Origin of the sequence: Agrobacterium cavarae, assembly GCF_004310285.1 — a bacterium.
GTDB classification, from domain to species: Bacteria; Pseudomonadota; Alphaproteobacteria; order Rhizobiales; family Rhizobiaceae; genus Agrobacterium; species Agrobacterium cavarae.
In genome coordinates this window covers 1-26,968 of record NZ_SISF01000027.1, presented here as the reverse complement: position 1 = coordinate 26,968, position 26,968 = coordinate 1, and the positions used below count along the sequence as shown (strand labels likewise).

Here is a 26,968-nt window from a genome sequence, read left to right as displayed (position 1 = left end):
ACGTGCATATGACCCGAAGAACTCTGCTTTCGGGCGCGGCGGCACTTGCGGCGGCGAGCGGCGTACAAGCGACACCAGTGGCGCCTCGGGTTGCTACACTCGATTGGGCCCTTCTTGAAACGCTCCTGACTGTAGGCGCGAATGTTGTCGCGGCGGCGGAACTCCGCCAGTTCAAAGATGTCGTGGTCAAGCCGGACCTCTCGGACGGTATCGCCGATATAGGCCTACGCGGCACACCTAATTTCGAAGCGCTCCGATTTGCGCGTCCGGACCTCATCTTTAACTCGAATTTCTACGCCTGGGCCGATCCGCTCATGAGCCGTATCGCGCCTGTCGAAAGCCATTCGATCTACGTGGCCAGCGAAAACCCTTATACTCTCGCCGAACAAGCAACGATCGCCATCGGTGAGCGCTTGGAGCTTCCTCAGGCCCGCATAATGGTCGACGCGGTCGCAACACGGCTCGATAATCTGAAACGTATGATCACCAAAGATTATGGAAGGCCTGTCCTTCCTATCAATCTCGGCGACGCGCGACATTATCGGGTCTTCGGGTCAGACAGCATGTTCGGGGAGGTGTTGAAAAGATTAGGACTGATGAGCGCATGGCATGGCGCTACAAGCTATTCTGCCACTGCGCCTATGGGCATTGAGACGCTCGCGTCCATGCCCGACGCGGCTATCGTCCTCATACCGCCTCATCCCCAAGACGCATTTGAGGGACTGACCGGGAGCGCATTTTGGAACGCCCTTCCCGCCGTTCGTGAGAACCGCGTGCTGACGCTGAAGTCAATCAATCCTTATGGAGCGCTACCGGCAGCGAGTCGCTTCGCCGAACTTCTTGCTGAAGGAATTTCAGGTGTCCGAAGCCGCTGAAGATTCCTTGACGATAAGGCCCGCAAGACGTTCCATCCTTCCTGCTCTCGCCCTAGGCTTGGCTTGCATCCTCTCATTCGGCGCGCTACTGTCACTTCGCCCTCATGTCCCGGGCGACGCGCCAATCGCGCGGTCGCTGGATGAGGTCCTGTTGTGGAACAGCCTCCTCCCCCGCGCGGCAGTCGCTGTCATAGCAGGTGCGGCGCTCGGCCTTGCCGGTGCTCTTCTTCAACGCGTGTTACGCAACCCGATCGCGGATGCTTCTACGCTCGGTATCGCGTCCGGCGCTCAACTTGCACTGACTTTGGCTTTAAGTTTTTCACCGGTGGTGGCAGGTGTGTCGCGTGAATTGACCGCCTTTTCGGGCGGCCTCTTGGCGGTAACAATTGTGTTGGCCCTAAGTTGGAGGCGCGGGCTCGATCCGGTCACGGTTGCCGTTTCAGGAATGATTGTCGGCCTTATCACCGCCTCGCTCAGCGTGACGCTGATCCTGGCACGTGGTGAATACGCCTTGTCGATCAATATATGGGGCGCAGGCGCGCTCAATCAGCAGGATTGGAGCGTTGCTCTTTCGCTGGCACCTCGGCTTCTGGTGGGAATCCTCCTGGCCGCGCTTCTGACGAAACCGCTGGCCGTCCTTGCATTGGACGACGCGAGCGCTCGGAGCCTCGGTCTCGTCTTGTTATGGGTCCGGCTCGCCATCCTCGTACTCAGCGTCTGGCTCTCCGCCTCCGTCACGGCCGCAGTCGGAGTTATCGGCTTTTTGGGACTTGCAGCCCCGGCTACCGCCAGGATCTGCGGTGCGCGTACCACGGGTCAGTTCATGATGGCAGCCCCTTTGACGGGAGCCGCCATCCTCTTTATCGGCGACTGCCTGACGCAAATCCTGGGAGCGGGCTTTTCCGATCTCGCGCCGACGGGTGCCGCTATTGCTCTACTTGGAGGACCATTACTGCTGGTTCTTCTGCCACGGGTTCACGGTGTCTCCAACGCGACCCAGGCAGGAAGTGCTGTCGCTAGACATCTTCGGAGACCCGCCACCACGCTATGTATTATGGCGGCAGGTGTAATACTCGTCCTCGCTCTCGCGCTTACCGTCAGTCCGACTTTGGATGGATGGAGTGTGGCGACAGGTTCACTGCTTTTCGAGCTTCTACCGTTTCGCCTGCCACGCATTCTTGCCGCGGGTGGTGCAGGCGCCATGCTTGGCGCAGCTGGCTTCGTCATTCAGCGGGTGACCGGAAACCCGATCGCAAGCCCGGAGGTCCTTGGGGTTTCAAGCGGGGGCGGAGCTGGATTGACGCTCGCCCTGCTTTTGACCGGTATGCCATCGGGCTTCATTATGCTTGTCAGCACCGCCTCCGGCTCACTCCTCGCCTTTTTGTTGATGATGGCGATTGCAGGCAAGTCGGGCTTTTCGTCAGAAAGACTGCTGCTCGCAGGCATCGCGGTCAGCGCCTTTTGCATGGCGATCGTCACCATTATGTTGGCGCAAGGAGATATGCGCAGCTACGTCTTGCTCAACTGGATGGCAGGATCAACCAGCGGCGCCGGTTCTTTCGAAGCGTGGTCATCCATTCTTTCACTGGTCGTACTCACGGCGCCGCTGTTTTTTATGACGCGTTGGCTAACCATCCTGCCACTTGGCGTCGGATTGTCGCGAGGTCTCGGCGTCGGTGTCGTCCGCCCGCGGTTTATATTGGCCGTCTTCGCTGCATTGATGACTGCAGTCGCCTCACTGCTTGTCGGCCCTTTGAGCCTGACGGGACTGATAGCACCGCACCTTGCTAGGCTCCTCGGATTCCGCACACCTCAACACCAACTGGTCGCAACGATCATGCTCGGAGCTGGCATCCTCGTATGTGCCGACTGGCTGGCACGGATCGTCATCTACCCGTACCAAGTACCAGTCGGCCTCTTCGCCGCGCTGATTGGAGGACCCTATCTCCTCTGGCTGCTGGGGAGAAAAGAGACCGTTGCATGAGCACAGGACGCTTTACTTCAGAGAAAGGCCGTTTGGGTCATGACCGTGACAAGACGCCTCGCCTCAATCTCGGATCGACCTTTGTTCACGTCTTTGCCTCGAAATCTTCGCTAGCTCTGTCCATCGTCAGGTTCAAACGATGTCTATAGCCAAAAACACATCTCTGCCGCGCAAAGCGCTCGTCCTGTAAGCATTTGAGACGCAGGCCGCTTATCTGCCAGACATGCGTGCGGAGCTGGAACCAGTTGGCACCGAGTGGATCAATGTTCAGACGTTCTTCTCAGATGACACGGCTATGGACGAATTCCTCGCCTTCGAGCAGTCGCGTTATATGCAAGGACGGATATCAAAACCGCCGGCGCGTTTTTGATGAACGACTACGCTTACATCTTTGCCGCTACAACTGTTCCGCTGTTTTTCGGTTTTGGTCTTGTTCCTGAACTCGCTCCGGCTTCAGTGGCGCTTTCCTTCGACAGCAAGAAGCAAGTGCACGACGGGTAAGATTTATCCATCGCGGCGCGCCCATATGGGTTTCGACGAGGCCGGTATCCTGTATGGCCGACTAGACGAAGACCTCTTTAGGATCGGGATCGAGAAGCATTTCCACCTCGTCATCGATCGGGTTCATGCAAAAACAAAGCTTTCACGCGCTGCTCTTTGGAGACTGTTCGGCGACGCGATTGCTCAACGCTTTCTGGATGCCGGCCTGCGGTTCGACGCAATCGAAGCTGCAGCGATGAGCATCCTAAAAACGCCTGCTTCGCCACTTGCAAATCGCGAGCTTCATTACTTCAACTTGACGCAGTATGATCGGCACGGAAAGGCGGTCAGAGAAACCTTCCGCCAACGCGGTGGTTGCTGCCGTTTTTATCTGGTCAAGGCGGAACCTATTGTTCCACCTGCATGTTGAAATCGCCTCAAAGCCGAGACGAAGAACTTAAGCTCGCCATGAGATAAAATCTGAGCTTCGGCTAATCGATCATTCGGTTCAACTGCCTGCAGCTGTGACTTAATGAGGCATGATTGTGTTTCAGCACGAAGTATTTCGAGTTTCAAATGTAAGGACTTCGATAACAATCGTTAAAAGTCGAACGTTTGCCAACGCGCCGTTAAATAATTATTACACATAACATAATATCATAATGAAATAAGATTGAACACAACGATGCTTGAGGTATGGCTTGAAAATCAAATTGGGGATGATCCATGCCAACTCGCCGAGTATTTGTTAGTTTCTTGACCGGGCTGGCGCTTGCTGGTGTTGTAGGCAGTAATCCTGCATATTCTTCCGAACCAATTTTGAAGGTTCAGGGACTGTCTTCTGGACAGCAAACTTCTATCGCTCTTGATCTCTCTGCAATGGACAAGATGCCCCAGACCACCTTTTCGACGACCACGCCCTGGCATTCTGGCGTGACCGAATTCAGTGGCGTGTCGCTGAAAGATTTCCTTTCCTCTACGCAGTTCAGCGGCACGAAGTTACAGATCATCGCTTTGAATGACTACGAAGTGGAAGCGGATATATCCGAGCTGCAAGAGGCCGGTGCGCTCCTAGCGACCCGCCAAAACGGCACGATCATGCCGGTCAGTGACAAGGGGCCGGTGTTTCTGGTTTTCCCATTCGATAGCCGCCCCGAATTGCAGCATCAGACCTATTACAGTCGTGCTGTGTGGCAAATTGCGGAAATCAACGTCCAGTGAGAGCGATCGGGGACGCAATTGACCTTCCAGTCCGCTACCGGCGTACCAAGATAACGTTGACACTTGTCACGGCGGCACTTGCCTTGATCGCTGTTGCGAGTTCTTTCCTGGCTTTCAGTTACCAACGCCATATCGTCGAAGCATCCCGCTATAATCGCACCTTCGATCTAGGCCAAACCGCGGTCGAGTTGCTGCGCCTCCAATTTGCTCTTCAACAAAGTCAGACATCGGGCGACATCAGCGATGTCGTGTTTCGGCTCAGCATCATCAACAACCGGTTGACGATCCTGTCATCCAGTTCGTCTAGCAGCGACCCCAAGCAGAAGGCGATGCTCGAAGACCTGAAGAAGGTTGTATCGACGCTGGCGCCGCTGGTCGCAGAACCACATTCTCCGACGGCGATGCGCGAAGGTGTATCAAAACTCCAGCCTTTCATCGGACCCGTGCTGCGACTTGGCTCGCTTTCGCATGCGAATGTCGGCGACGAGATTCAGCAGAACCAGAGCCAGCTCAGCATCATCTTTGCCACGATCTGTTTTGTCACGATGACATTCGTTGCCTTCGGCGCTGTTCTGCTGGTTTTTGTTTTCCGCCAGAATGCCAAGTTGGACCGCGTCGTACGAATTGATTCTTTGACGGGTATCGCAAACCGGATTGGCTTCCACGCTTCGATTTCGGGTAAACAGAATGTTGAGCAGTCACTGATCATCCTCGACGTCGATCACTTCAAGATGATCAACGACACGCTGGGGCACGCCTCTGGCGATCGATTGCTTGTCGAATTGTCTAAGCGACTGAGCACATCGTGCATCGGCGCCAGCGTCATTGCACGCATTGGCGGTGACGAATTCGGCATTCTATACACTGGCTCGAACGCAGCAAATGAGGCCGTCGAATGCAGCAAGCGGATTTTGCAGGAAGTCCGTGCGCCTTTCGACATCGATGGCAGGCTCGTGACCTCAAGCGTCAGCCTCGGTGTCAGCTCGAGCGACGTCAATTCCGATCGCGGCTCAACCCTGTTCAGACACGCGGATATCGCACTTTACGAAGCAAAGAAGGCTGGACGCAACCAGTTCATGATCTTTCACCCGGAAATGAACCAACACCTGACACGTTGGCAATGTCTGCAAAACGATCTCGCGACTGCTACGGAAACAGGACAGCTATTTCTGCTTTTTCAGCCGATCGTCGATCTTGCCACCGACACGACACGAGGCTTCGAGGCATTGTTACGCTGGCAACATCCTGAACTCGGTCTCATCTCCCCTGTGGAGTTCATTCCGATCGCTGAAGAGAGCGGCCAGATCGGCCCTATCGGATCTTGGGTTATCGAAGCCGCTTGCCAGCAGGCAGCCCTTCTTCCGACCAACACCTTTATTGCTGTCAACGTGTCCGCAGCTCAGCTGACGAATCCATCCCTTGTGCTCCATACGCGCGCATCTCTGACAAAAAATGGCGTTTCACCCGAGCGCCTCGAGATCGAGATCACGGAGAGCACGTTGATCGAGAATGACGAACGCGCGCTCTCCGTTCTTCATGAACTCCGGCTCATGGGTTGCCGAATTTCCCTTGATGACTTTGGCACCGGCTACGCTTCTCTCAGCTATTTACGTCGCTTCCCCTTCGATAAAATAAAGATCGACCAGTCATTCCTGCGCGGCGCATCACATTCCGAGGAAGCCGCCGCAATCATTGCCGGGACATGCGATCTTGCCCACCGGCTGAAGTTGACGATCGTCGCCGAAGGCATCGAAACTGAAGAACATCGTGAAATTGTGCGTTCCGCAGGATGCCACTTGGGTCAGGGCTATTTGTTCGACAAGCCGTTGACCGCCGAAGCATCCCTATCGAGGCTCACCTTCGAGGCAGGACCGGACGCTTTCAAGAAGCGCGGATAGAGGGGCGATCCTAGGCGGACTTACGCTGCCTGATAAAACTGCTTAAGCGTCGACCTAGCTTCTGACACCGTAGGCACAACATTTGTCGGCAATTTTCGCAGGCAACTCAAATCGAGTTGCCATGAACGCTCGTAAAAATCAGCCAAGATCCGCAGCTCTGAAGCTATGGCGGGAAAAAAAACGATCGAGATCGCGCTGCTGGGGCGCGATACCGGTGTACACCTCGACGTAGTGAGGAATGCGTTTCATGCGCAAAGAAATGTCCTCTTTTGTGCGCATCGAAACGTAGCCGATTTGAACGAGATAGGTCGTGCGGGCCCGAACATCCGCGTCCAGCTCGGCGTGGCCAAACCGCATGAACATCTGCTGTAGCGCGGAGAGCCTTGCGCGGTCGGCATTTTCTATCTCTGTCGATATGTCCTCAGACTGTAGGGCCCAACTCCGAACCGCAAATTCAAAGCGTGGATCGAACAGTTTGGGGTCTATCCAACAATCAAAGACATTGAACATCGCCTCGACGATACTCTCAGCATAAGCCTCGCACTGCTTGACCAAATTGCCGGTGTTCTTCTCCCGCCAGCGGGTGAGAAGCGCCGCCAGAAGCTCTTCCCGATCCTTGAAGAACCAGTAGAAGCTCGTGCGGGACAAGTTCAACTTTTTTCCAAGCGGCAGGATTTTCACCGACTCGACGCCAGTTTCCAGCAAAGCTTCATAGGCAGCCTGCAGCCACACCTCTTGCGATCCGCGCCAACCGCTGTCGTGAGAAATCTCTGTCATGGTCGGTTCCTATCAAACCGGTGGATCGCAAACAATTGCCTGATCACACGTGCGTCGATCCAGTGTACTGTCATGTTCTTAATATTGACACCCATGTACATTTTTTTTACGCTCGACGACAACCCTATTGCGGAGAAAGCCGATGTCGAACGATCCCCTCCTCCAGCCTTTTCAACTCAAGCACCTGACGCTCCGAAACCGCATCATCGTCACAGCGCACGAACCGGCCTATCCGGAAGACGGGATGCCAAAGGAGCGATATCGCGCATACACGGTCGAGCGGGCGAAAGGCGGAGTTGCACTGACGATGACGGCCGGATCAGCAGCCGTATCGAAAGACAGCCCTCCGGTTTTCAACAACCTGCTCGCCTATAAGGACGAGATTGTTCCCTGGATCCGCGAAATGACCGACGCCGTGCATGAGCATGGTTCGGCGATCATGGTTCAACTCACCCATCTTGGCCGTCGCACCCGATGGGACAAGGGCGACTGGCTTCCGGTCGTCGCCCCATCTCATCATCGCGAGGTCGCGCACCGCGCTTTTCCCAAGAAGATAGAAGACTGGGATATCGAGCGGATCATCAAGGACTTTGCCGACGCCGCAGAGCGCATGCAGGCAGGCGGCATGGATGGCGTGGAACTGGAGGCATACGGCCACCTCCTCGAGCAGTTCACCTCGCCTCGCACGAATGAGCTGGATGGTCCCTATGGCGGCTCGCTCGACAACCGCATGCGGTTCTGTCTCGACGTGCTTGGCGCGATCAGAAAGCGCGTTGGCAACGAATTCATTCTCGGCATTCGGTACACGGCAGATGAGCGGGTAGCGAATGGCACGGGCTCGGAGGAAGGTCTTGAAATATCGCGACGCCTCAAGGATAGCGGCCTGATCGACTACCTCAATGTCATCCGCGGCCATATCGATACAGACCCGGGACTGACGGATGTCATTCCGATTCAGGGGATGGCCAATTCGCCGCATCTCGATTTCGCCGGTCAGATCCGGTCGGCAACTAATTTCCCGACGTTCCACGCCGCAAAAATTCCCGATGTTGCAACGGCTCGGCACGCCATCGCTTCCGGCAAGGTCGATATGGTTGGCATGACGCGCGCCCATATGACAGACCCCCACATAGTCCGTAAGATCATGGAAAAGCGGGAGGACGACATAAGACCTTGCGTCGGGGCGAACTACTGTCTCGATCGCATCTATCAGGGCGGCATGGCCTTCTGCATCCACAACGCGGCGACGGGACGAGAGGTCGACATCCCTCACACCATCCCAAAAGCCATACGACGTAGAAAAGTGGTCATCGTTGGGGCGGGACCCGCGGGGCTTGAGGCGGCCCGGGTGTCTGCCGAACGCGGCCATTCGGTTATCGTCTTCGAGGCCGCCAACAATGCCGGTGGGCAAATCCGTTTGACGGTTCAAAGCGAGCGCCGCCGGGAGATGATTAGTATTATCGACTGGCGGATGAGCCAGTGCGAAAAGCTCGGCGTTCAGTTTCACTTCAACACCTGGGCGGATGTGGAGACCGTAGAGGCTGAAATGCCCGACGTGGTGATCATCGCCACGGGCGGACTTCCCCATACCGATGTACTGGCGGCCGGCAACGAACTCGTGGTGTCGTCATGGGACATCATCTCGGGCGACGTCAAACCCGGCACAAACGTCCTGATCTACGACGATGCCGGCGACCACGCAGCTCTTCAGGCTGCCGAGATTGCCGCGAAGTCCGGAGCGAAGGTCGAGATCATGACACGCGACCGCGCCTTTGCGCCTGAGGTCATGGGCATGAATCTCGTTCCCTACATCAGAGCATTGCAGAAGCTCGAAACCACGTTCACGGTGACCTATACGTTGACGGCAGTAGAGCGAAGCGGAAACCAGTTGCTGGCCCACATCGGCAGCGATTATGGTGGTGTCGACAAGCGCAAGCCCTTCGACCAAGTGGTGGTCAACCACGGAACACGGCCGCTGGATGAACTCTACTTCGAGCTCAAGCCGCAATCGATCAACGGCGGTGAAGTCTCCCACGATCAGCTTATTGCAGGTGAAGCCCAATCTGTGACGCGAAACGAGACCGGCACGTTTCAGCTTTTCAGGATTGGCGATGCGGTAGCGGCGCGTAACACCCATGCCGCAATCTACGACGGTCTGCGTATTGCAAAGGATCTCTGATCTTTCAAATCCAATCGAAGCGAAAATGGACCCATCCTCGACGGCTCGCTAAAGGGCGGTCACGATCGTGCATCCGCACGGGCTCACGCGCTGCAAAGATGACGTTGGCAAGGAACAAGCCGTTGGGAACTTTGTTCTCGATGGCTGGTGAAATTGCTTATGAAAGAAATGCGAATGGATGTGAGCGCGTCTAGACCCAAAGAGAAAAGAGCCGCCGCATCTACCAGCGCCCCTCAGCCGATCGAAACACCAAAGCTACCGCCGGGATTCGTTGCAACGAGGCTTGCTGCTTTGCTTGCCCAATCCGAAACGTCACTCTGCTATGTTGCGGCGAGCGAGGGAGAGGCTGACCGGATAGCGGAGGCCATCACTGCTCTTTTCCCAGAGATAAACCATATTGTGTTTCCTCCATGGGATTGCCTTCCATACGACCGCGTTCTCCCGTCTCGTCACTGCATGGGCCGAAGAATGGACGCGCTGCGACTATGGATTGGTGGGCCGTCCAGCCGTCGCCTGATGCTGACGTCCTTGGAAGCAATCCTTCAACGCGTCCCGCCAGCAGACGCGATCTCCGAGAACGTTTTCCAACTTGCGGTAGGCACATCGTTCAACCGCGATGCGTTCATGGATTTCATCGCACGCACAGGATATACGGAAGAAGGCGTTGCCGACGATCCGGGGGAATTGGCTGTCCGTGACTGCGTCATCGACATCTACCCCGCCGGTGCTCCGGGGCCCATGCGGATTGTGCTTGATGAGAATGACAATATTCTGGAGTTGCATGGCTTCGACCGCCTATCGCAGCGCACAGAAAGTTCTTTGGAGCACGTATCGATTGGCCCCGCTTCGGAAGTTATTAAGGGTGGTGACGCTTCTCAAGACGCCGGTCCATCTGCAAGTACCATCGAGAACTTGCTCATTCGCCAGTACGATCTCATGCCGAGCGTGTTTGATCTCCTCGGTGATACGACCCTGATCCTGGGACAGGGCATCAATCAGCGGCTCGAACACTATCTGGACATCATCGACGACGCGCAGCAGGCCCATATTGATTTCGGCGTAGCGGATGCAGCGTCGCGTCAGTCGCTGTATCTCGACCGCGGCGAATGGGACGAGCAGACCGGTCATATGCGGTTAGGGACCCTAAAAGTCGACGATGGTGAGGAGCTGCCGACGAAGCCCTATGACGCCGATTACCGGAAGTCGATCACCAGATTCGCGCAGGACGCCCTCCAAGAGCATAAGAAGGTTCTGATCGCGGGTAACGGCAAGCGCGCCGAGGCCCTTTATCGGCGACTGGAGAAGGGAGCGGACGCTCCCAACGGTACGGTCGGCCGATGGGATGATGTTTTGAGAGCGACGCCTGGCAGTCTCATGAAGATTGCCAGCAATCTCCAGGAAGGTTTTCTCGATACGAGTGAGGGTATCGTCGTCGTTGCTGCACCCGATGCACCCATGGCCGACACCAACTCTCATCAATTGCTAACCGAGCCCGAGCTTCGGATCGGTGATGTGGTTGTGCACGAAGATCATGGCATTGGCGTTCTTAAGGATCTCGAGACGATCCTTGTCGAAAACGTAGCGCGCGACGCAGCCCGATTGCAGTATCGCGATGGAGATTCCATCCTCGTTACCATGCGAGAATTCGACAAGCTCTGGCGTTATGGATCCGAGCCTGATGCTGTTTCGCTCGATCGTCTCCACACCGAGGCATGGAGCAAAAAGAGCCAGAAGATTGCGCAGGACATCGTTTCAACCGCCCGTCACCTTTCGAAGATTGCCAAGCAGAGGCAATCCTCACAGGCGCAGACATTCATCCCTCCTCGCACTCAATTTGCAGCCTTTACGCGCCGTTTTCCTTTTGCCGAGACCCGCGATCAATCAAAAGCGATCAACGATGTTTTGTCTGATCTCGCATCGGGAAAGGAAATGAACCGCCTCGTGTGCGGAGACGTCGGCTTCGGCAAGACGGAGGTCGCGCTGCGCGCCGCGGCGGCGGTGGCCCTCTCTGGCGGACAGGTTGCCGTCATCGCGCCCACCACCGTTTTAGCGCGTCAGCACTTCCAGACCTTCCAGCAACGCTTCGAAGGGACAGACGTCTCTGTCGGGATGATGTCGCGGCTGGTTAAGCCAGCCGAAAGCAAACAAACCAAAGCGGCTCTGGCTGAGGGCAAAATCGGGGTTATCGTGGCGACCCAAGCGATCTTCGCAAAAGATGTGCGTTTTGCGCGGCTGGGGCTGTTGATCGTGGATGAGGAGCATCGTTTTGGGTTAAAAGAGAAGAGTGCGATGAACAGGCTCGCGCCTTCCCTTCACACGCTTATGATGTCGGCGACGCCAATTCCGCGAACACTGCAATCGGCTATGGTTGGCGTTCAGGAGGTTAGCCTTCTCACCACGCCGCCATCGCGAAGGCGTCCGGTGCGTACCTCACTCGCTGCTTTCGACCGCGCATCGATGCGAACGGGTTTGATGCGGGAGCATCGCCGAGGCGGACAGAGCTTCGTCGTCGTTCCTCGTATTGAAGACATCGAAGGTGTCGAAACCATACTGAAGAACATCGCTCCAGAACTGTCGGTCAAGGTGGCGCATGGCAGGATGCCGGCAGCAAAAATCGACGAGACGATTGTCGGTTTCGCGGGAGGCGACGGAGATGTCCTGCTCGCCACCAATATCATCGAGAATGGGCTGGACGTGCCGCGGGCTAATACCATGTTCATATGGCACCCGGAGCGCTTCGGGCTTGCTCAACTTCATCAACTGCGCGGGCGCGTCGGCCGTTCTGGCGCGCAGGGCAGAGCGACCCTATTGTTGGAAGAGGGAGCAGATCTGGGCGAAGACGCTTTGTCGCGGCTTTCCACGCTTGTAGAGAGTGACCGGTTGGGGTCCGGTTTGGCGATCAGTGTGCGAGATCTCGATCTGCGTGGCGGTGGCGACATCGCCGGTGATGATCAGGCTGGGCATATGAGGGTGATCGGCGTCGGACTGTACCAGAAGCTTTTGGCTGGGGCTGTCGCGGAACTGGGCAAGAAGTCATCACCTTTCCCGCAACAGACGATCCTTCAGCTCGACACAGCGGCGACGATACCGGCGAACTATGTGTCGGATCCCGCCACCAGACTCAATCTCTATGCCAAGCTCTCCCGTGCCTCCAGTCTCCTCGAGATAGATGATCTGAAAGAAGAGTTTGAGGACAGGTTCGGTGAGTTGCCTTCGGAGGTACTCACTCTGCTGCGAACAAGCCGCGTTCAACTGAGCGCGGCGCGATTGGGCATCTCAAAGCTCGAGGCGGGACCGAAGGCGCTCGCCTTGACCTTCACACCAAAGACCCCTGCCAAGGTGCTCGCACAGCTCACGAAAAAGGCAGGGGCAGTGCGACGGGACGACAGGCTGATCTTCCAGGTTTCAAGCGGTACAGGCGAAAAGCAACTGGAACAGTTCGAACAGATTCTGGCGAAAGCCAACACGAGCACGAGGTAGCAGCGAAACGCTCTATGACCGACCTAGAGTCGAGCAGCCATATCGGGTTAGGTTACGCGGAGAACCTCATGATTATGAAACGGAAACCGGCTTCGACCTCATCATGCTGGCCGTCGCAGGATCAGCACGACGGCAAAGCCTCGGTGGAAGCCCTTTCATGATGAGTTCAGCATCAGCGACGGCCATCGAACCCAAAGCATAGAAGGCATCGCGTGTACCGCCAGTCCTGTGAGCAGAGAGAAGGATGCCAGGCGTGCTCCTGACCGGATCGTCTGCCTTGACTGGTTCCTCCGGAAACACGTCGGTTGCCACCCTAATATGGCCTGATGCAGCAGCCTCAAGCATCGCCGAAAAGTCTACGACGGCGGCACGGCTCATCAACAGGAAAGCCGCACCCGGTTTCATCAAGGCGAATTCCTTCTTGCCGAGAAAACCTTCGTTCTCGCTTGTGACACTGGCGAAGACGAAGACCACCTGGCTTTCTCGCAGGAGCTCATCAAGCGTCGATGGCAGGCAATCGAGCCGCTCGACAATCTCCTTCGGTAGCCAGGGATCGAACACGCGGACCGTGTTTCGGAACGGTCGAATGAGCTCACGCAGTTCACGACCAAGATCGCCGAAACCGATGATGCCGACCGGGGCTCCGGCAAAGCGGAATGTCTCCGAATTCCCCTCCAGTCCATAACGCTCGGTGCCGTGCCTGAACTCACGATCCGCTGCGGTAATGCCGCGTGCCAGGTCCAGCGCCATGGCAAGCGACGCTTCCGCAACCGGTGACGCGAAAGCCGACGCCGGTGTGATTACCCATATGCCTCGCTCGACGCAGGCCTGATAATCGACATTGGGCAGAAAATTCGATTCAACATTGATGATCGCCTTCAATCGCGGAGCGCGATCCAAACGCTCTCTTGGCATGTCAGTCTGGCCGAAAATCAAAACCGTGTCTGGGAGGTATCGCTCCACCTCTTCGGCGGGCATCTGGCGGTCTTCGGATACGATCACCTCGCCGAGCGCCTCCAGACGGGCTCGAACGGAAGGCTCCATGATCAGGTCCAGCGTTCTCGGCAGTGGATCGACCAGAATGATGTTGCGGCTCATCGTTTCCTCCCTCGAGAATCGCGTGAGCGGTAGATTAGCGTGAATACCCCCTCACCGGGCAAGCTCAATTCGGCGATGATGACAGTCGACAGGCGCAAGTACCCGGCGTCACGCCCCACAGTCTATGAGATGGATGGAGGCAGTCGGCTTAGGCCGCCTGCCCCCTCGTTCCTTACATCGCCGGCAGAACGGCAATGTCTCTCAGTTCATTCTCCACGCCGGTGATCGCGCCGACTTCGGTCACCTTGCCGGTTTCGAGATTGACGGTATAGAGCATCTTGTTTGCAGCAAGGTAGGCCGTGTTCTTGCCACCTTCCATGCCCTGAATATCGAAGGCGTAGGTCGCCGGCTTATCCTTGAGGCCAAGCTTACCGATCGCCTTCAGCGTCCCATCATTCGGCTTCGTTTGCTGGATCAACGCGCCAATGGTGGCGTCGATATTGTACATCGCCGTCTTTTCCGGCTTTCCGATGGAGTTCGTATAGGCGGCCGCGACGATATTCGGCGTTTCGCCCTTGTGCATATCGCCCTCTTCGAAGGCGAGCGTACCGTCAACCGTTACCGCACCCGTGTCAGGGTGAACCCGGTGGTTGGTGGTTCCGCTCATGAAACGCAGACGATCCGCCATCGGGTTGAAGTCGACCACCACCGGAGCATCGGTGATCGTCAGCATCTTGTCCATTTTCGCTATATCGCTTGCAGCGCCCGTTTCCAGATTAATGCTGACGATGCGATGATCAGGCGTAACGCCAATGACGGTCTTGTTGCCGGGGCGATAATCGATGCCGACAAGCTTATCGACGCCTGTCACCTCCATCGTCTTCGACACTGCGGGCTTTTCCGTGTCGAACATGACGAGTGTCTTGTCGCCGCTCAATCCCAATACCGGCGCTGCCAGCGCGGATGTCGCCGTAGCGATGACGGATATGGAGGCTGCCAAAGCAAAACGAATGGTCTGCATATTCTTCTCCCGTGCGTTTAAAATCAAAGAAGGTTTCGCCACATGGCTCTCAACCCTCCATCTTGAAGACACCGCGGGTGATGCGATTGGATGCAGCAGGTGAAAATTTTTTTGAGAGCTGCATCTAAGCAGCCGCAACCCGGGTATAGATGGCAAAGACAGCGGATTTACCTTTCCGATCCGAGGAGATGAGTTTGACAGCGATGGGCTCTTTGCCGGTTGATCTAGAAAAAGCGCTCAATGGCTGCGCCAACGGCGACCGGCTGGCTTTGCGTCAGATATTCGATCAAGAGGCAGGCAAGCTTATCGCCGTGGCCCAACGTATCGTTCGGCGTCGTGAGCTAGCAGAAGAGGTGGTGCAGGACGCCTTCATCCGCATCTGGACGCACGCCCATCAGTACCGCTCCGATAGCGGTTCGGCACGCGGCTGGATTTATGCCATTGTCCGCAACAGAGCGCTCAATCTGCTTCGTGACGGCAGACGAGAGCATGTGGTCGAAGACGTTGAGACGCTCCGCGACGATCAGCAGGCAGATGAGATCATGGCGGCCTGGCATCGATTGGACCGCAATTCCCGCCTCTATGAATGCCTCGGCTCGCTTGAGGACACGAAGCGGCAAGGCATTCTGATGGCCTATGTCGGCGGTTACTCACACGGCGAAATAGCCGGTCGCCTGAGAATTCCGCTCGGTACTGCCAAATCATGGATCCGGCGTGGACTGTCGGCACTGCGGGAGTGCCTGGCATGAACTATGACCGCAAGGACGTGCCTCATCTTGCCGACGAGTATGTACTGGGATTGCTCGACGCGGTTGAAGCCAGAGAGATCGAGGATGCCATGAAACGTGATCCTGAACTCAAAGCCGCGATCGCGGCAAGCAGGGATCGGTTCCTGCCACTCGACACGAGCCTGGCTCCTCAATCGGTCAGCGAAGACCTCTGGCGGCGCATCGAGTCTGCTCTGCCCCGTCAAGACCATCGTGCCCCTGACCGGCCAGTCGCAAACGACAACGGCCTAAGGCGCTGGAAGTTCGCAGCGCTCACCTCTCTCGCCGCGTCACTGCTTCTGGCCGTTGGGCTCGTCTACAGCCTGACCAGAACGGTAGAACCGCTGGTCATCGCGGTGCTGGTCAATGATGCCGGCGAAGTCCAGGCGGTCGTGGAGGATTTCGGCAATGACGAAGCCTCTGTCCGGCTGCTGGCCGATTTCACCGTTCCGCGCGACAAGACGATCCAGGTCTGGACCCTGCCATCGCGCGATGTGGGGCCGGTCTCCCTTGGTCTACTTGACGGCGTGCATTCGGCTCGCCTTCAAGGACCAGCCCTTCCCAAACCACGCGCCGATCAACTCTATGAGCTGACGCTTGAGCAAGCAGGCGGTTCGCCCACAGGGCGTCCAACAGGACCGATCCTGGCGAAGGGATTTGCACGCATGCCGCGCTAGCTTTCACTCTTTGAAGGCACGCTCAACAACTGTCATCTGTATGACCTCGTGCGCCTGCGTCACAACGGTTCAGGTTGAACACCTCGTACCGCGCAGGATCATAAGAACGAAACCCCATCATTGGGAAGGCCATGACAAGCAACACATTTCCTTCTAAAGCAGATTGCTGCGTCGAACCGCCAAGCCGCTGCAGTCGATTTAGGCTGATGGAGTGACAATGCGCAGATGGTCTTTCTGGCTCTGGCTCGCGGCGCTTGCCGTTCCGGTTTCCGTACTGATCTCGCTTCAGATTGATCTGTCTGCTGGGCCTTCCATCGGCGGGGGCGGATACGATCTCGGACCCTTCATCTACTCATGGCTGTTGATGCTGACGACGGGTACCTGGACAGTGTGCACGTTCATTGCGGCGCTGGCATATCGAGACAAGGAGGCTAGGAAGAAAGCACTGATCTTGACGGCAATTGGCTGTCTGACGTTTCTGATAGCGTTGCAGGTCTACGGCAGAAAACTCTCCTAAGGGCAGGTGTACCACCATGCATCTAGGCCGCAGGTGCCGCCCACCAGCTTGTCTTGTCCAAGCCTGATTTCCGCGCAGATGCCTTTTCGGTCTGTGAAAGCCCGCGTTCTTCACGCGTGACGTGTTGCAGCGCAGCATCCACAAACAATTCTATTTTCCCTAATCAAAGGCGCAGAACCTCCAGCGCTTGCTATCACCCGCAAGTTTGACCAAGACGTCTTCATGATTTCCATTTCCGATCTTTCCACCCGCATCGCCGGACGTCTCCTCCTTGATAAAGCCAGCGTTACGCTTCCGAGCGGCACCAAGGCCGGCCTCGTTGGCCGCAATGGTGCCGGCAAGTCCACGTTGTTCAAAGTCATCACAGGCGATCACGGCGCCGAAACCGGGTCGGTCTCGATCCCAAAGAATGCCAGGATTGGTCAGGTGGCTCAGGAAGCTCCAGGCACTGAAGATAGTCTCATCGAGATTGTCATTGCTGCCGACAAGGAGCGTGCTGCGCTCATGCTGGAATCGGAAACAGCGACCGATCCGGAACGCATCTCTGACATCCAGATGCGTCTCGTTGATATCGACGCGCATTCGGCCGAAGCGCGCGCATCCAGCATCTTGGCAGGCCTTGGTTTCGATCAGGAGGCCCAGCTTCGCCCTGCCTCATCCTTTTCCGGTGGATGGCGTATGCGCGTGGCGCTGGCATCGGTACTGTTTGCCGAACCTGACCTGCTACTGCTCGACGAGCCGACAAACTATCTCGATCTGGAAGGCTCGCTTTGGCTTGAGGATTACATTCGCCGCTATCCTTACACAGTCATCATCATTAGCCATGACCGCGACCTTTTGAACAACGCCGTCAATGCCATTGTCCACCTCGACCAGAAGAAGTTGACGTTCTATCGCGGTGGATACGACCAGTTCGAACGCCAGAAGGCCGAAAACGACGAACTGCAAAACAAGGCCAAGGTCAAAAATGAGGCAGCGCGCAAGCACCTGCAGAGCTTCATCGACCGCTTCAAGGCCAAGGCATCGAAGGCCAAGCAGGCACAATCGCGCGTCAAGGCGCTGGAGCGGATGGGCACCGTGTCTTCTGTGATCGAAGATCACGTTCAACCCATGACATTTCCTACCCCGGAAAAGCAGCCTGCCTCGCCGATCATCGCCATCGATGGTGGTTCTGTTGGCTATGAGCCTGGAAATCCAATCCTCAAGGGTATCGATCTGCGCATCGACAATGATGACCGCATCGCGCTCCTAGGATCGAATGGCAACGGCAAATCGACGTTCGCCAAATTCATCTCCGGCCGTCTCGCGCCGGAGACTGGAGATCTGCGCACAGCGCCTTCGCTGAAGGTTGGTTTTTTTGCTCAGCACCAGATGGATGACCTGGTGCCTGAGGACTCCGCAGTCGATCATGTGCGCAAGCTGATGCCGCAGGCGCCTGAGTCCAAGGTGCGTGCACGCGTCGCGCAAATGGGTCTTGCCACCGAAAAGATGGCAACGGCGGCCAAGGATCTATCCGGTGGAGAAAAGGCGCGTCTGCTAATGGGGCTCGCAGCATTCCATGCACCCAATCTGCTGATCCTCGACGAACCGACAAACCATCTGGACATCGATAGCCGTCGAGCTCTGATCGAGGCTCTCAACGACTATGATGGTGCGGTCATCCTGATTTCGCATGATCGTCATCTTATCGAGGCGACTGCAGACCGCTTGTGGCTTGTCAACAATGGCACTGTCACGACCTTCGAGGGGGATATGGACGAGTACCGGGATATCGTCGTCTCGTCCGGTAAAAAGAAAAAGAAGAAGAAAAACTAAGGTCCAATCGCCTTCAGATCCGAGCGACCCCAGCTTGTGCGATCGGACAAGATATCGACGCGCTATCGAGTATCGAGTGACGCGGCGGTTTTGCACGTCGTATTTTAGGGTGCTGCCTGATAGACAGGTAGTTCCAAGAGCAATTTTGCCTGAGCGAAGGAACACCGATGGGTTTTAGAACGCCGAAATTCGAGTACGTGAATGGCTACAAGATCGCTGAGGTCGATGGTCCGACGTTCAAGGTGCTCGATGGCGATCGTCAATTGGGCGAAGACTTCCCTTACTCCGGAGAAGCGGCTGCTTATGCGAGATCTCTGCCGAGCCGCGATCCCCAGAAATAGGCGGGACAACAGTTCATGACGACTGCGATAACCCCGTCTCTTGAGCAACTCGGTTGGTCTCCTTTCTTTGCCGATCAAGTGAGCGAGAAAGACTCCGGCTTGGTGCCAAGACGCATATCATCGGTTCACCGCTCACGCGTGGAGGCAATCGATGTAGTGGGCTCTGCTGCGTTGGAACTACCAGCCAACAGCAACACGGCAGACTTTGCAGTCGGCGACTGGATCCTCGCCGATCCGCTGACCGGAATGTTTGTCGTCAGACTTGCCAGAAAAAGCCTTTTTCAAAGACGCCAGGAGGGCGGACGTGGCCAGCAACTGGTTGCCGCCAACATCGATACATTATTGATTGTGACCTCATGCAATGCGGACTTCCATCCCGCCCGGCTGGAACGTTATCTGATCATGGCAGACCAGGCCGGAAGCAAGCCCGTGATCGTGCTAACCAAAGCGGACACAACGGCAGACGTTGGGGATTTTCAGTCAAAAGCAGAGGCATTGCAGCGCGATCTCCCCGTGATTGCGCTGAATGGGCACTCTGCCGATGCTGTCGTCTCACTGATGCCGTGGTTGGGCATTGGTCAAACTGTTGCGCTGGTGGGATCATCCGGTGTTGGAAAGTCAACCCTGGTGAACACGCTGACCGCCTCCGATTCTATGCAGAAAACCGGAACCATCCGTGAGTATGATGCACAGGGCCGGCACACCACGACGGCGCGGTCCCTGCATGCTGTTCAAGGCGGTGGCTGGGTCATCGATACGCCGGGAATAAGGACGCTCTACGTCAGCGACATTACCGACGGAATAGATACGCTCTTCGCCGAGATCACAGAGTTAGCGCCTCTGTGTCGGTTTCGCGATTGTACCCATGCGCATGAGCCTGGATGCGCGGTACGAGACGCGATAGCAAAAGGCGAGGTCGTTGCCGATCGCCTCGAACGTTGGAGAAGCCTGTCTGCCGAAAACAGCAGCCGTACTCCAGTGCTGAGCGGACCGCGCGGCAACAAGACGATCAAGAAAAAGCGTTAAAGCATGGTCCACACAAAAGTGTGCAGCGGTTTGCGATAACGACATACGAAACAAGAACGGCCTGAAGCGGAGGAAGGCTCACGCATCAACGGGAGAAGAGGCCAATGGCGGATCCGCATTTGGACCCGCCATCATTTTTACATCTTGGTCAAACAGGCCGAGCCTACCTTGTCACATAGCGCTTCCAGGGATGCTCTTCCTTGAATCCCAAAACTTCTCGCGCCTTACGATTGGACAGCGGTGCTTCGTCCCTTCCCATTTCGCGCGTCACAGGCGTATTGGGTGCATACTTGGCGAGGAATTCGGCGGTCGGAAGATCGGCCGTGATCGTGTCGTTGACCGCGTTGAACACCTGAAAGCCCAAGCCGTCCTTCTCGATACACAGATGAACAATCTCCCCGAGATCGCGCGCGTCGATATAGCTCCAGGCATTGCGTTTGCGAGACATGGGGTCATCAATGAAGGCCGGGAAGTTGCCGTATTCGTGCGGTTCGATCACGTTGCCGATGCGCAGGGCGTATATATCGGCTTTGTATCGCATGGAGAAGGCACGTGCCGTCTTCTCATTTACGAGCTTGGAAAGACCATAGCTATCCATTGGGTCGATATCGTAATCCTCTTCGAGAGGAAACGAGTGGAAGTCCTTGTCTCCTTCCGCAAAGCACACACCATAGGTGGTCTCGCTTGAGGCGATGATGACTTTCCGGACGCCGAGCTTCATTGCAGCTTCAATGACATTGTATGTGCCGACGACATTCGCCTGGAATGTTTCATTGTCCGGCTCGATCAGCACCCGAGGGATCGCCGCGAAGTGCACGACGGCATCGGGCGCAGAAGGCGGAGCGCCGTTTTCGAAACCATCGAAACCGAAATGGGTCGTCAGGGCATTGAAGACCTGACCACTGTCGGTGATGTCCGCGATCAGCGTATTCACTCCGGGCAAGTCCAAGGGCTTCAAATCGACATTCAGGACGGAGTATCCCTTGTCCAGAAGCTTGGGAACGGCATGGCGCCCAGCCTTGCCTGTGCCCCCGGTGAAAACGATACGTTTGGTCATTTCTTGCCTCCTCTTGAAACGCGCGCGCTTGGTGATCGTCGATCGTTCTGAATTGATCGCTCACATCACTTGCGCCTCCTTATCCATACGACAGCAAATCCATGATTGACGCAACGAAGGAAATGATGACGAGACTGTATCTTCTGTTTTTCAGTCGTTTAAAAAACTTTATGAAAGTAAATTATAAAGTTCCCAGTGCGCTTCTGTTCAGCAGCTTTGCCACCCAATCTACAAAAACGCGAACCTTGTTCGTCACGTGTCTGGTCTGTGGGTAGACGATGTAGATCGGCATGGGCTCGCTTTTCCATTCGGGAAGAACACGCACCAGCTTTCCCTCCCTGATCTCGTCCCTTATCGAGAACGGTACCAATTGTCCGACACCCATTCCGGCAACAACGGCATGCTGATAGGTCCTCGCATCGTTCGCCGATACGATGTATCGCGGGCTAATTTCAACGGAACGGGTACCGTCGTCGAAGGCCATGCTCATCACTTGTCCTGCATTGGCATTCAGGTAACCGACACAGTGATGATCGACTTCCAGATCTTCCGGCGTCTTTGGCATGCCGAAGCGCTCGATGTAATCGGGTGAGGCAACCGTAAGAAAGTCGAGTTCCGAGACTTTTCGCGCAATAAGCGACTGGTCACGCAGTGTGCCCACGCGCAAGGCACAATCCACGTTTTCGGCGATGTAATCGACAAGACGGTCTCCGACACCGATGTCGAGCCGGATTTGCGGAAAGCGCTGGTAAAAATCACAAAGATTCGGAATGATGATCTTATCGGCGAACATCCCGGCCATCTCTACACGCAAACGACCGGAGGGCTGGACGTTGGCGCTTGAAACGCTACCATCCAACTCGTCGATTTCCGCCAGGATTTGCGTTGCGCGCTCATAGTAAAGTGCACCGTCTGTGGTCACCATGACGCGGCGCGTCGTTCGGTTCAGCAGCGTCGTACGCAGATGCGCTTCCAAACCCTGCACCATGTTGGTCACGGTCGTCTTGGGGATATTCAGGGCATTGGCAGCCTTGGTGAAGTTTCCTGTCTCAACGACCCGTGCGAATACACGCATCGCCGCTAGCTGGTCCATCCTGTCAACCTCGCTCGATTGTCCGTGAATTTGGAATAGTGTTTTCGAATTTGGATGCTTGCGCAACTTATCCCGAACAATATATCCATATTAGAAAGCACTACAAGAGATGTAGATAGAGTCTCTCGAGGAAATGATGATGGACAACCGGTGGCACGAGATCGAGACGAGCGGCACAACGTGCACGCCCCTGTCCGTGCGTGTCTACAGCAACGAAGGCAAAGTGCGGACGCCTCCGCTGGTCCTTTATCTTAGAGGTGGCTCTTTTCTGGCAGAAGGGGCTCAGTGCGAGGAGCTACCGGTCGCGAAAGCGCTTGCCGAAAGTGGAGCGGTGGTCATCGAGGCGGATTACAGCACCGGCTCCTGCAATGAGTTTCCGGCTGTGATCGATCGGGCTTTCGATGCGCTCGATTGTCTGAGCAATAGCCGCAAGCAGTATGGTAGCGCCAAATCCTTGCTGTTCGTGGCGGGAGAAGAGGCTGGCGGGAATGTTGCCGCGGGCCTGGCGTTGAAAGCGCGCGATCGGATGCCGGGAAAACTGGCAGGACAGATCTTGCTGTCGCCGATGATCGATCCGCTGATGGCATCGACCTCCTTTCGGGATGCCGACAAGATCGGTATGCGGCAGCGTTGGGCCGAAGGCTGGAGCCGGTACCTGGCAAAGGCCTGTGGGGTAGCGCACCCTTACGCGGCACCGTGCCAGTGTACACGGCTCGACCGTGTGGCCCCAGCTTTGATTTTTACCGCCGAGGACGACCCTCTGCGTGACGAGACAGTGAATTATGCCGCGCGCCTGCGTGATGCAGGAATACAGGTTCGGCTGCATGTTTTCCCTGCCGGCTCCGGCTGGACAGGGCTTTATCGAGGTGAAGGTGGCAAGTGGCTTTCGGCTGTTTGCGACGAATTTTCGGGTTTTGTTCAAGACCTCAAGAATTAGCATTTTAGACAATCACTGATCGGCTTCCTTACGAAGCCAAGGAGTATCCCATGACGCTCAAGAACAAGCGCCGTGCCCTTGCGGGTGCCGGCATAGGACTTGCCATGTCCGTAGCAGCCGCAGCGCTGCTATTCGATCTTCCCATGACGACGGGCGCCGTTGCTGCGGCTCCGCAGGCGGAGGCGCCTGCGGTTCCAGTGACGGTCGCAGTTGTGCAAAGCAAAGACATCACCCACTGGGAGCAATTTTCCGGCAGGCTCGAAGCTGTCGAGCGTGTTCAGGTCCGCTCCCGCGTTGCTGGCCAGATTCAAGCGGTTCACTTCCGTGAAGGCGCACTGGTAAAGGCTGGTGATCTGCTGTTCACCATCGATCCAGCTCCCTATCAGGCAGCGGTTGCGGGTGCGGAGGCACAGGTTGCCTCGGCGGACGCAAAGATCGGCCTTGCCAAAACCGAACTGGAGCGCGGTCGGCGACTTTCCGACAACCGCACCATTTCGCAAAGCGATCTTGATCAACGCCAAAGCAATGTGGCGGAGGCCGAAGCGCAACTGCGGGCCGCCCGCGCAGCACTGACGACGGCACAGCTCGATCTCAGCTACACGGAGTTGCGCGCACCGATTTCAGGACGCGTCGGCAAGCTTGATGTGACGGTCGGCAATCTGGTTGCCGCCGGCTCCGCATCCCCTGCTCTCACCACGCTTGTGTCTGTCGATCCGATCTATGCAAGCTTCAATGCCAGCGAGGAGATCGTCGCCAAGGCGCTGTCGCAACTGCCCACCTCAAACGGGGCACTTCAGGCGCTGGAGCAGATCCCCGTTGAAGTCGGCACGCTCGCCGATGAGGGCACGCCCATCAAGGGTACCCTGCATCTGATCGACAATCAGGTAGACGGTGCGAGCGGCACCATCGGCGTCCGCGCGGTTTTCGCCAACACCAATGGGCATCTCATTCCCGGTCAGTTCGTTCGCGTCCGACTAGGCGAGCCAAAGTCGGAAAAGCGCATCGTGATCACCGACCGCGCGATCGGCACCGATCAGGACAAGAAGTTCGTTTTTGTCGTCGATAAGGACAACAAGGTGAACTACCGCCAGATCAAACCCGGCCCATCGGCCGAGGGAATGCGCGTCGTCGAAAGCGGCCTTGAGGTCGGAGACAAGATCGTCGTCAGCGGCTTGCAGCGCATCCGCCCCGGTGCGGTCGTGGCTCCGCAGACCGACGACAAGCTCGCCGCAGCCCAATAATTGATCCGACGGGCCTTCCTCGGCCCGTCCTATTCCCAATCGATGCAGAAAGATCCCTGCCGGTGGCGACACGCCACCGGGGTGGTCTCCCGCGTTCAGAATTCACCCGGAGAGGGCTAACCCATGAACATCTCCAGATTTTTCGTAGACCGGCCAGTTTTTGCTGGCGTCCTATCGGTTCTTATCGTCGTGGCAGGCCTGATTGGCATGCGCGCCTTGCCGATTTCCGAGTATCCGGAAGTCGTGCCACCTTCCATCGTCGTTCGTGCCACCTATCCCGGTGCCAACCCGAAGGTCATTGCCGAGACGGTGGCGACACCGCTCGAGGAACAGATCAACGGCGTCGAGAACATGCTCTACATGTCCAGCCAGGCGACTTCCGACGGTGTCATGACGCTGACTGTCACCTTCAAGCTGGGGACCGATCCGGACAAAGCGCAGCAGCTGGTGCAGAACCGCGTTTCGCAAGCCGAGCCGCGTCTTCCCGCTGAAGTCAGAAGCCTCGGCGTTTCCACCGTCAAGAGTTCTCCCGACCTGATGATGGTCGTGCATCTCGTCTCTCCCGGCAATCGGTACGACCTCACCTACCTGCGCAACTACGCTGTCCTCAACATCAAGGACCGGCTGGCGCGCATCGAGGGTGTGGGCCAGGTACAGATCTTCGGTGCCGGCGATTACTCCATGCGTATCTGGATCGATCCGCAGAAGGCCGCCGAGCACGACCTTGCCGCCAGCGATATCAGCAACGCCATTCGCGAACAGAACGTACAGGCGGCAGCCGGCACAATCGGCGCTTCGCCAAGCCCGAACGGTGTCGATCTGCAGCTCAACGTCAACGCACAAGGTCGGCTTTCAACTCCGGAGGAATTCGGCAACATCATCGTCAAAAGCGGCTCGAATGGCGAGATCACCCGCCTGCGTGACGTGGCGCGTGTCGAACTCGGCGCAGCCGATTACGCCTTGCGCTCGCTGCTTGACGGCGAATCCGCTGTGGCTATCCCGGTCTTCCAGGCTCCCGGTTCAAACGCCATCACCATTTCAGACCAGGTCGCTGCGACCATGCAGGACCTGCAGAAAGCGATGCCCGATGGCGTGAAATACGAAATCGTCTACGACACCACCGAGTTTGTCCGCGCCTCGATCGACAAGGTCATTGACACACTGCTGGAAGCCATCGCTCTCGTCGTTATCGTCGTCATCCTGTTCCTCCAGACATGGCGCGCCTCGATCATTCCGCTGATTGCCGTTCCGGTGTCGATCATCGGCACATTCGCCGTCATGTATGTTTTCGGCTTTTCCATCAATGCGCTCAGCCTGTTCGGGCTTGTGCTGGCAATCGGCATCGTCGTGGATGACGCAATCGTCGTTGTCGAAAATGTCGAGCGCAACATCGAGAACGGTCTTTCTCCGCGCGAGGCGACCTATCGCGCCATGAAGGAAGTCTCGGGGCCGATCATTGCGATCGCCCTGGTGCTCGTGGCCGTCTTTGTGCCGCTTGCTTTCATCTCCGGCCTCTCGGGACAGTTCTACCGTCAGTTTGCATTGACGATCGCAATTTCGACGGTCATCTCGGCCATCAACTCGCTGACATTGTCTCCTGCACTTGCAGCCCTGCTTCTCAAGGATCACCACGCGCCGAAGGATTGGCTGACCCGCGGCATGGACAAGGTGCTGGGTGGCTTCTTCCGGGGTTTCAACCGCGCGTTCGGGGCAGCCTCGAACGGGTATGGCAAGGGCGTCGGCGGATTGCTCAATCGTAAGAGCATCGTCATGGTCGTCTATATGCTGCTCGCAGGCGCAACCTATGCCATGTTTAATGCGGTGCCCGGCGGCTTCGTGCCTGCGCAGGACAAGCAGTATCTGATCGGCTTTGCCCAGTTGCCGGATGCTGCGAGTCTCGACCGGACGGAAGACGTCATCAAGCGCATGAGTGATATTGCCATGCAGCAGCCAGGCGTCGAACATGCAATCGCGTTCCCCGGCCTCTCCATCAACGGCTTCACCAACAGCTCGAACGCGGGCGTTGTTTTCGTCGCCTTGAGCCCATTTGAAGAGCGCACAACACCGGAGCTTTCTGGCGGCGCTATTGCCATGGCGCTCAACCAGAAATTCGGCGCGGTGCAAGATGCCTTCATCGCTATGTTCCCGCCGCCGCCCGTCAACGGTCTTGGCACCACAGGCGGCTTCAAGATGCAGATCGAAGACCGCGCGGGCTTCGGTTACCAGACGCTTGACGAGGTCACCAAGGCCTTCCTCGGCAAAGCCTATCAGACGCCCGAACTGGCTGGCCTGTTCTCAAGCTTCCAGATCAATGTGCCGCAGCTCTACGCCGATCTCGATCGTGCCAAGGCAGAGCAACTGGGTGTCTCGGTCACGGACGTGTTCGAGACGCTGCAGATCTATCTTGGCTCTCTTTACGTGAACGACTTCAACGCCTTCGGTCGCACCTACAGCGTGCGTGTGCAGGCCGATGCCAAGTTCCGCTCCCAGGCGGAAGATATCGGTCAGTTGAAAGTTCGCTCATCGAATGGACAGATGATACCC

Annotated in this window: 21 protein-coding genes and 1 pseudogene; 17 read left to right on the top strand and 5 right to left on the bottom strand. The window is 56.8% G+C overall.

Annotation, left to right across the window (positions count from 1 at the left end; translation table 11 throughout):
* Positions 1–8: 8 nt before the first annotated feature.
* The 6 genes from EYC79_RS07850 to EYC79_RS07830 all read left to right on the top strand — a co-directional run bounded on the left by EYC79_RS07850 (position 9) and on the right by EYC79_RS07830 (position 6,458).
* Complete coding sequence (locus EYC79_RS07850; protein ID WP_130977710.1) at positions 9–875, top strand: ABC transporter substrate-binding protein; 867 nt, start codon at positions 9–11, stop codon at positions 873–875.
* Positions 802–2,859, top strand: coding sequence for a Fe(3+)-hydroxamate ABC transporter permease FhuB (gene fhuB, locus EYC79_RS07845; protein ID WP_130977595.1), 2,058 nt, complete (start codon positions 802–804; stop codon positions 2,857–2,859). Before EYC79_RS07850 ends, fhuB begins: the two co-directional genes overlap by 74 nt.
* Before the next feature lie 369 nt (positions 2,860–3,228).
* The gene (locus EYC79_RS23905) at positions 3,229–3,360 is read left to right on the top strand and encodes a hypothetical protein (RefSeq protein ID WP_280956451.1); all 132 of its coding nucleotides are present in this window, start codon (positions 3,229–3,231) and stop codon (positions 3,358–3,360) included.
* Positions 3,361–3,385: 25 nt separating this feature from the next.
* Complete coding sequence (locus tag EYC79_RS07840; RefSeq protein ID WP_130977594.1) at positions 3,386–3,769, top strand: hypothetical protein; 384 nt, start codon at positions 3,386–3,388, stop codon at positions 3,767–3,769.
* A 296-nt stretch (positions 3,770–4,065) separates the two neighbouring features.
* A complete protein-coding gene (locus EYC79_RS07835; protein WP_130977593.1) occupies positions 4,066–4,560 on the top strand; it encodes a putative pterin-binding protein in 495 nt (164 codons plus the stop codon).
* A 56-nt stretch (positions 4,561–4,616) separates the two neighbouring features.
* Complete coding sequence (locus tag EYC79_RS07830; protein WP_130977592.1) at positions 4,617–6,458, top strand: putative bifunctional diguanylate cyclase/phosphodiesterase; 1,842 nt, start codon at positions 4,617–4,619, stop codon at positions 6,456–6,458.
* A 138-nt stretch (positions 6,459–6,596) separates the two neighbouring features.
* On the opposite strand, the gene EYC79_RS07825 is transcribed toward EYC79_RS07830, so the two are convergent.
* Entirely contained in the window at positions 6,597–7,235 is a 639-nt protein-coding gene (locus EYC79_RS07825; RefSeq protein ID WP_130977591.1) for a TetR/AcrR family transcriptional regulator, read from the bottom strand.
* A 142-nt stretch (positions 7,236–7,377) separates the two neighbouring features.
* Here EYC79_RS07825 and EYC79_RS07820 point away from each other — a divergent pair, with 142 nt between their 5' ends.
* The gene (locus EYC79_RS07820; RefSeq protein ID WP_130977590.1) at positions 7,378–9,414 is read left to right on the top strand and encodes an NADH:flavin oxidoreductase; all 2,037 of its coding nucleotides are present in this window, start codon (positions 7,378–7,380) and stop codon (positions 9,412–9,414) included.
* Positions 9,415–9,882: 468 nt separating this feature from the next.
* On the top strand, positions 9,883–12,894 hold the full coding sequence (locus EYC79_RS07815; protein ID WP_245495220.1) for a DEAD/DEAH box helicase: 3,012 nt from the start codon (positions 9,883–9,885) through the stop codon (positions 12,892–12,894).
* Between the two features lie 72 nt (positions 12,895–12,966).
* On the opposite strand, the gene EYC79_RS07810 is transcribed toward EYC79_RS07815, so the two are convergent.
* Complete coding sequence (locus EYC79_RS07810; protein ID WP_116493367.1) at positions 12,967–13,992, bottom strand: hydroxyacid dehydrogenase; 1,026 nt, start codon at positions 13,990–13,992, stop codon at positions 12,967–12,969.
* Positions 13,993–14,164: 172 nt separating this feature from the next.
* Entirely contained in the window at positions 14,165–14,953 is a 789-nt protein-coding gene (locus EYC79_RS07805) for a DUF4394 domain-containing protein (RefSeq protein WP_165456980.1), read from the bottom strand.
* 203 nt (positions 14,954–15,156) lie between these two features.
* On the opposite strand from EYC79_RS07805, the gene EYC79_RS07800 reads away from it, so the two are divergent.
* The 6 genes and pseudogenes from EYC79_RS07800 to rsgA all read left to right on the top strand — a co-directional run bounded on the left by EYC79_RS07800 (position 15,157) and on the right by rsgA (position 20,096).
* A complete protein-coding gene (locus EYC79_RS07800; RefSeq protein WP_062424375.1) occupies positions 15,157–15,702 on the top strand; it encodes a sigma-70 family RNA polymerase sigma factor in 546 nt (181 codons plus the stop codon).
* Positions 15,699–16,397 carry an anti-sigma factor gene (locus EYC79_RS07795; protein ID WP_111846638.1) on the top strand — a complete coding sequence of 233 codons (699 nt, stop codon included), beginning with the start codon at positions 15,699–15,701 and terminating at the stop codon, positions 16,395–16,397. Before EYC79_RS07800 ends, EYC79_RS07795 begins: the two co-directional genes overlap by 4 nt.
* A 217-nt stretch (positions 16,398–16,614) precedes the next feature.
* Positions 16,615–16,914, top strand: coding sequence for a hypothetical protein (locus tag EYC79_RS07790; protein WP_130977588.1), 300 nt, complete (start codon positions 16,615–16,617; stop codon positions 16,912–16,914).
* A gap of 222 nt (positions 16,915–17,136) precedes the next feature.
* Positions 17,137–18,720, top strand: a pseudogene (locus tag EYC79_RS07785) (ABC-F family ATP-binding cassette domain-containing protein); the annotation flags it as partial.
* A 176-nt stretch (positions 18,721–18,896) separates the two neighbouring features.
* Entirely contained in the window at positions 18,897–19,070 is a 174-nt protein-coding gene (locus tag EYC79_RS23415; protein ID WP_165456979.1) for a hypothetical protein, read from the top strand.
* A 15-nt stretch (positions 19,071–19,085) separates the two neighbouring features.
* A complete protein-coding gene (rsgA, locus tag EYC79_RS07780; protein WP_116493368.1) occupies positions 19,086–20,096 on the top strand; it encodes a ribosome small subunit-dependent GTPase A in 1,011 nt (336 codons plus the stop codon).
* A gap of 163 nt (positions 20,097–20,259) precedes the next feature.
* Here the strand turns inward: rsgA and EYC79_RS07775 are convergent, their stop codons facing one another.
* Together EYC79_RS07775 and EYC79_RS07770 are read right to left on the bottom strand one after the other, a co-directional pair.
* Positions 20,260–21,153 carry an NAD-dependent epimerase/dehydratase family protein gene (locus EYC79_RS07775; protein WP_116493369.1) on the bottom strand — a complete coding sequence of 298 codons (894 nt, stop codon included), beginning with the start codon at positions 21,151–21,153 and terminating at the stop codon, positions 20,260–20,262.
* Between the two features lie 181 nt (positions 21,154–21,334).
* Positions 21,335–22,246, bottom strand: a complete 912-nt coding sequence (locus tag EYC79_RS07770; protein ID WP_062424370.1) for a LysR family transcriptional regulator — start codon at positions 22,244–22,246, stop codon at positions 21,335–21,337.
* A 139-nt stretch (positions 22,247–22,385) separates the two neighbouring features.
* Between EYC79_RS07770 and EYC79_RS07765 the strand changes: the two genes are divergently transcribed.
* The 3 genes from EYC79_RS07765 to EYC79_RS07755 form a co-directional block, all read left to right on the top strand.
* Positions 22,386–23,183 (top strand): alpha/beta hydrolase fold domain-containing protein, encoded by a 798-nt coding sequence (locus tag EYC79_RS07765; protein WP_116493370.1) that lies wholly within the window; start codon positions 22,386–22,388, stop codon positions 23,181–23,183.
* Between the two features lie 50 nt (positions 23,184–23,233).
* The gene (locus tag EYC79_RS07760) at positions 23,234–24,424 is read left to right on the top strand and encodes an efflux RND transporter periplasmic adaptor subunit (RefSeq protein ID WP_062441324.1); all 1,191 of its coding nucleotides are present in this window, start codon (positions 23,234–23,236) and stop codon (positions 24,422–24,424) included.
* Between the two features lie 123 nt (positions 24,425–24,547).
* A partial coding sequence (locus EYC79_RS07755) for an efflux RND transporter permease subunit (protein ID WP_130977587.1) occupies positions 24,548–26,968 on the top strand: 2,421 nt, incomplete at its 3' end.

Bases quoted from the DNA above. Each gene is read 5' to 3' on its own strand.
- EYC79_RS07835 (WP_130977593.1), top strand. From the start codon at position 4,066: ATGCCAACTCGCCGAGTATTTGTTAGTTTCTTGACCGGGCTGGCGCTT.
- EYC79_RS23905 (WP_280956451.1), top strand. From the start codon at position 3,229: ATGAACGACTACGCTTACATCTTTGCCGCTACAACTGTTCCGCTGTTT.
- EYC79_RS07770 (WP_062424370.1), bottom strand. From the start codon at position 22,246: ATGGACCAGCTAGCGGCGATGCGTGTATTCGCACGGGTCGTTGAGACA.
- EYC79_RS07790 (WP_130977588.1), top strand. From the start codon at position 16,615: ATGCGCAGATGGTCTTTCTGGCTCTGGCTCGCGGCGCTTGCCGTTCCG.
- EYC79_RS07795 (WP_111846638.1), top strand. From the start codon at position 15,699: ATGAACTATGACCGCAAGGACGTGCCTCATCTTGCCGACGAGTATGTA.
- EYC79_RS07825 (WP_130977591.1), bottom strand. From the start codon at position 7,235: ATGACAGAGATTTCTCACGACAGCGGTTGGCGCGGATCGCAAGAGGTG.
- fhuB (WP_130977595.1), top strand. From the start codon at position 802: ATGGAGCGCTACCGGCAGCGAGTCGCTTCGCCGAACTTCTTGCTGAAG.
- EYC79_RS07840 (WP_130977594.1), top strand. From the start codon at position 3,386: ATGGGTTTCGACGAGGCCGGTATCCTGTATGGCCGACTAGACGAAGAC.
- EYC79_RS07765 (WP_116493370.1), top strand. From the start codon at position 22,386: ATGGACAACCGGTGGCACGAGATCGAGACGAGCGGCACAACGTGCACG.
- EYC79_RS07820 (WP_130977590.1), top strand. From the start codon at position 7,378: ATGTCGAACGATCCCCTCCTCCAGCCTTTTCAACTCAAGCACCTGACG.
- rsgA (WP_116493368.1), top strand. From the start codon at position 19,086: ATGACGACTGCGATAACCCCGTCTCTTGAGCAACTCGGTTGGTCTCCT.
- EYC79_RS07810 (WP_116493367.1), bottom strand. From the start codon at position 13,992: ATGAGCCGCAACATCATTCTGGTCGATCCACTGCCGAGAACGCTGGAC.
- EYC79_RS07815 (WP_245495220.1), top strand. From the start codon at position 9,883: ATGGACGCGCTGCGACTATGGATTGGTGGGCCGTCCAGCCGTCGCCTG.
- EYC79_RS07850 (WP_130977710.1), top strand. From the start codon at position 9: ATGACCCGAAGAACTCTGCTTTCGGGCGCGGCGGCACTTGCGGCGGCG.
- EYC79_RS07760 (WP_062441324.1), top strand. From the start codon at position 23,234: ATGACGCTCAAGAACAAGCGCCGTGCCCTTGCGGGTGCCGGCATAGGA.
- EYC79_RS07800 (WP_062424375.1), top strand. From the start codon at position 15,157: ATGGGCTCTTTGCCGGTTGATCTAGAAAAAGCGCTCAATGGCTGCGCC.
- EYC79_RS07805 (WP_165456980.1), bottom strand. From the start codon at position 14,953: ATGCAGACCATTCGTTTTGCTTTGGCAGCCTCCATATCCGTCATCGCT.
- EYC79_RS07775 (WP_116493369.1), bottom strand. From the start codon at position 21,153: ATGACCAAACGTATCGTTTTCACCGGGGGCACAGGCAAGGCTGGGCGC.
- EYC79_RS23415 (WP_165456979.1), top strand. From the start codon at position 18,897: ATGGGTTTTAGAACGCCGAAATTCGAGTACGTGAATGGCTACAAGATC.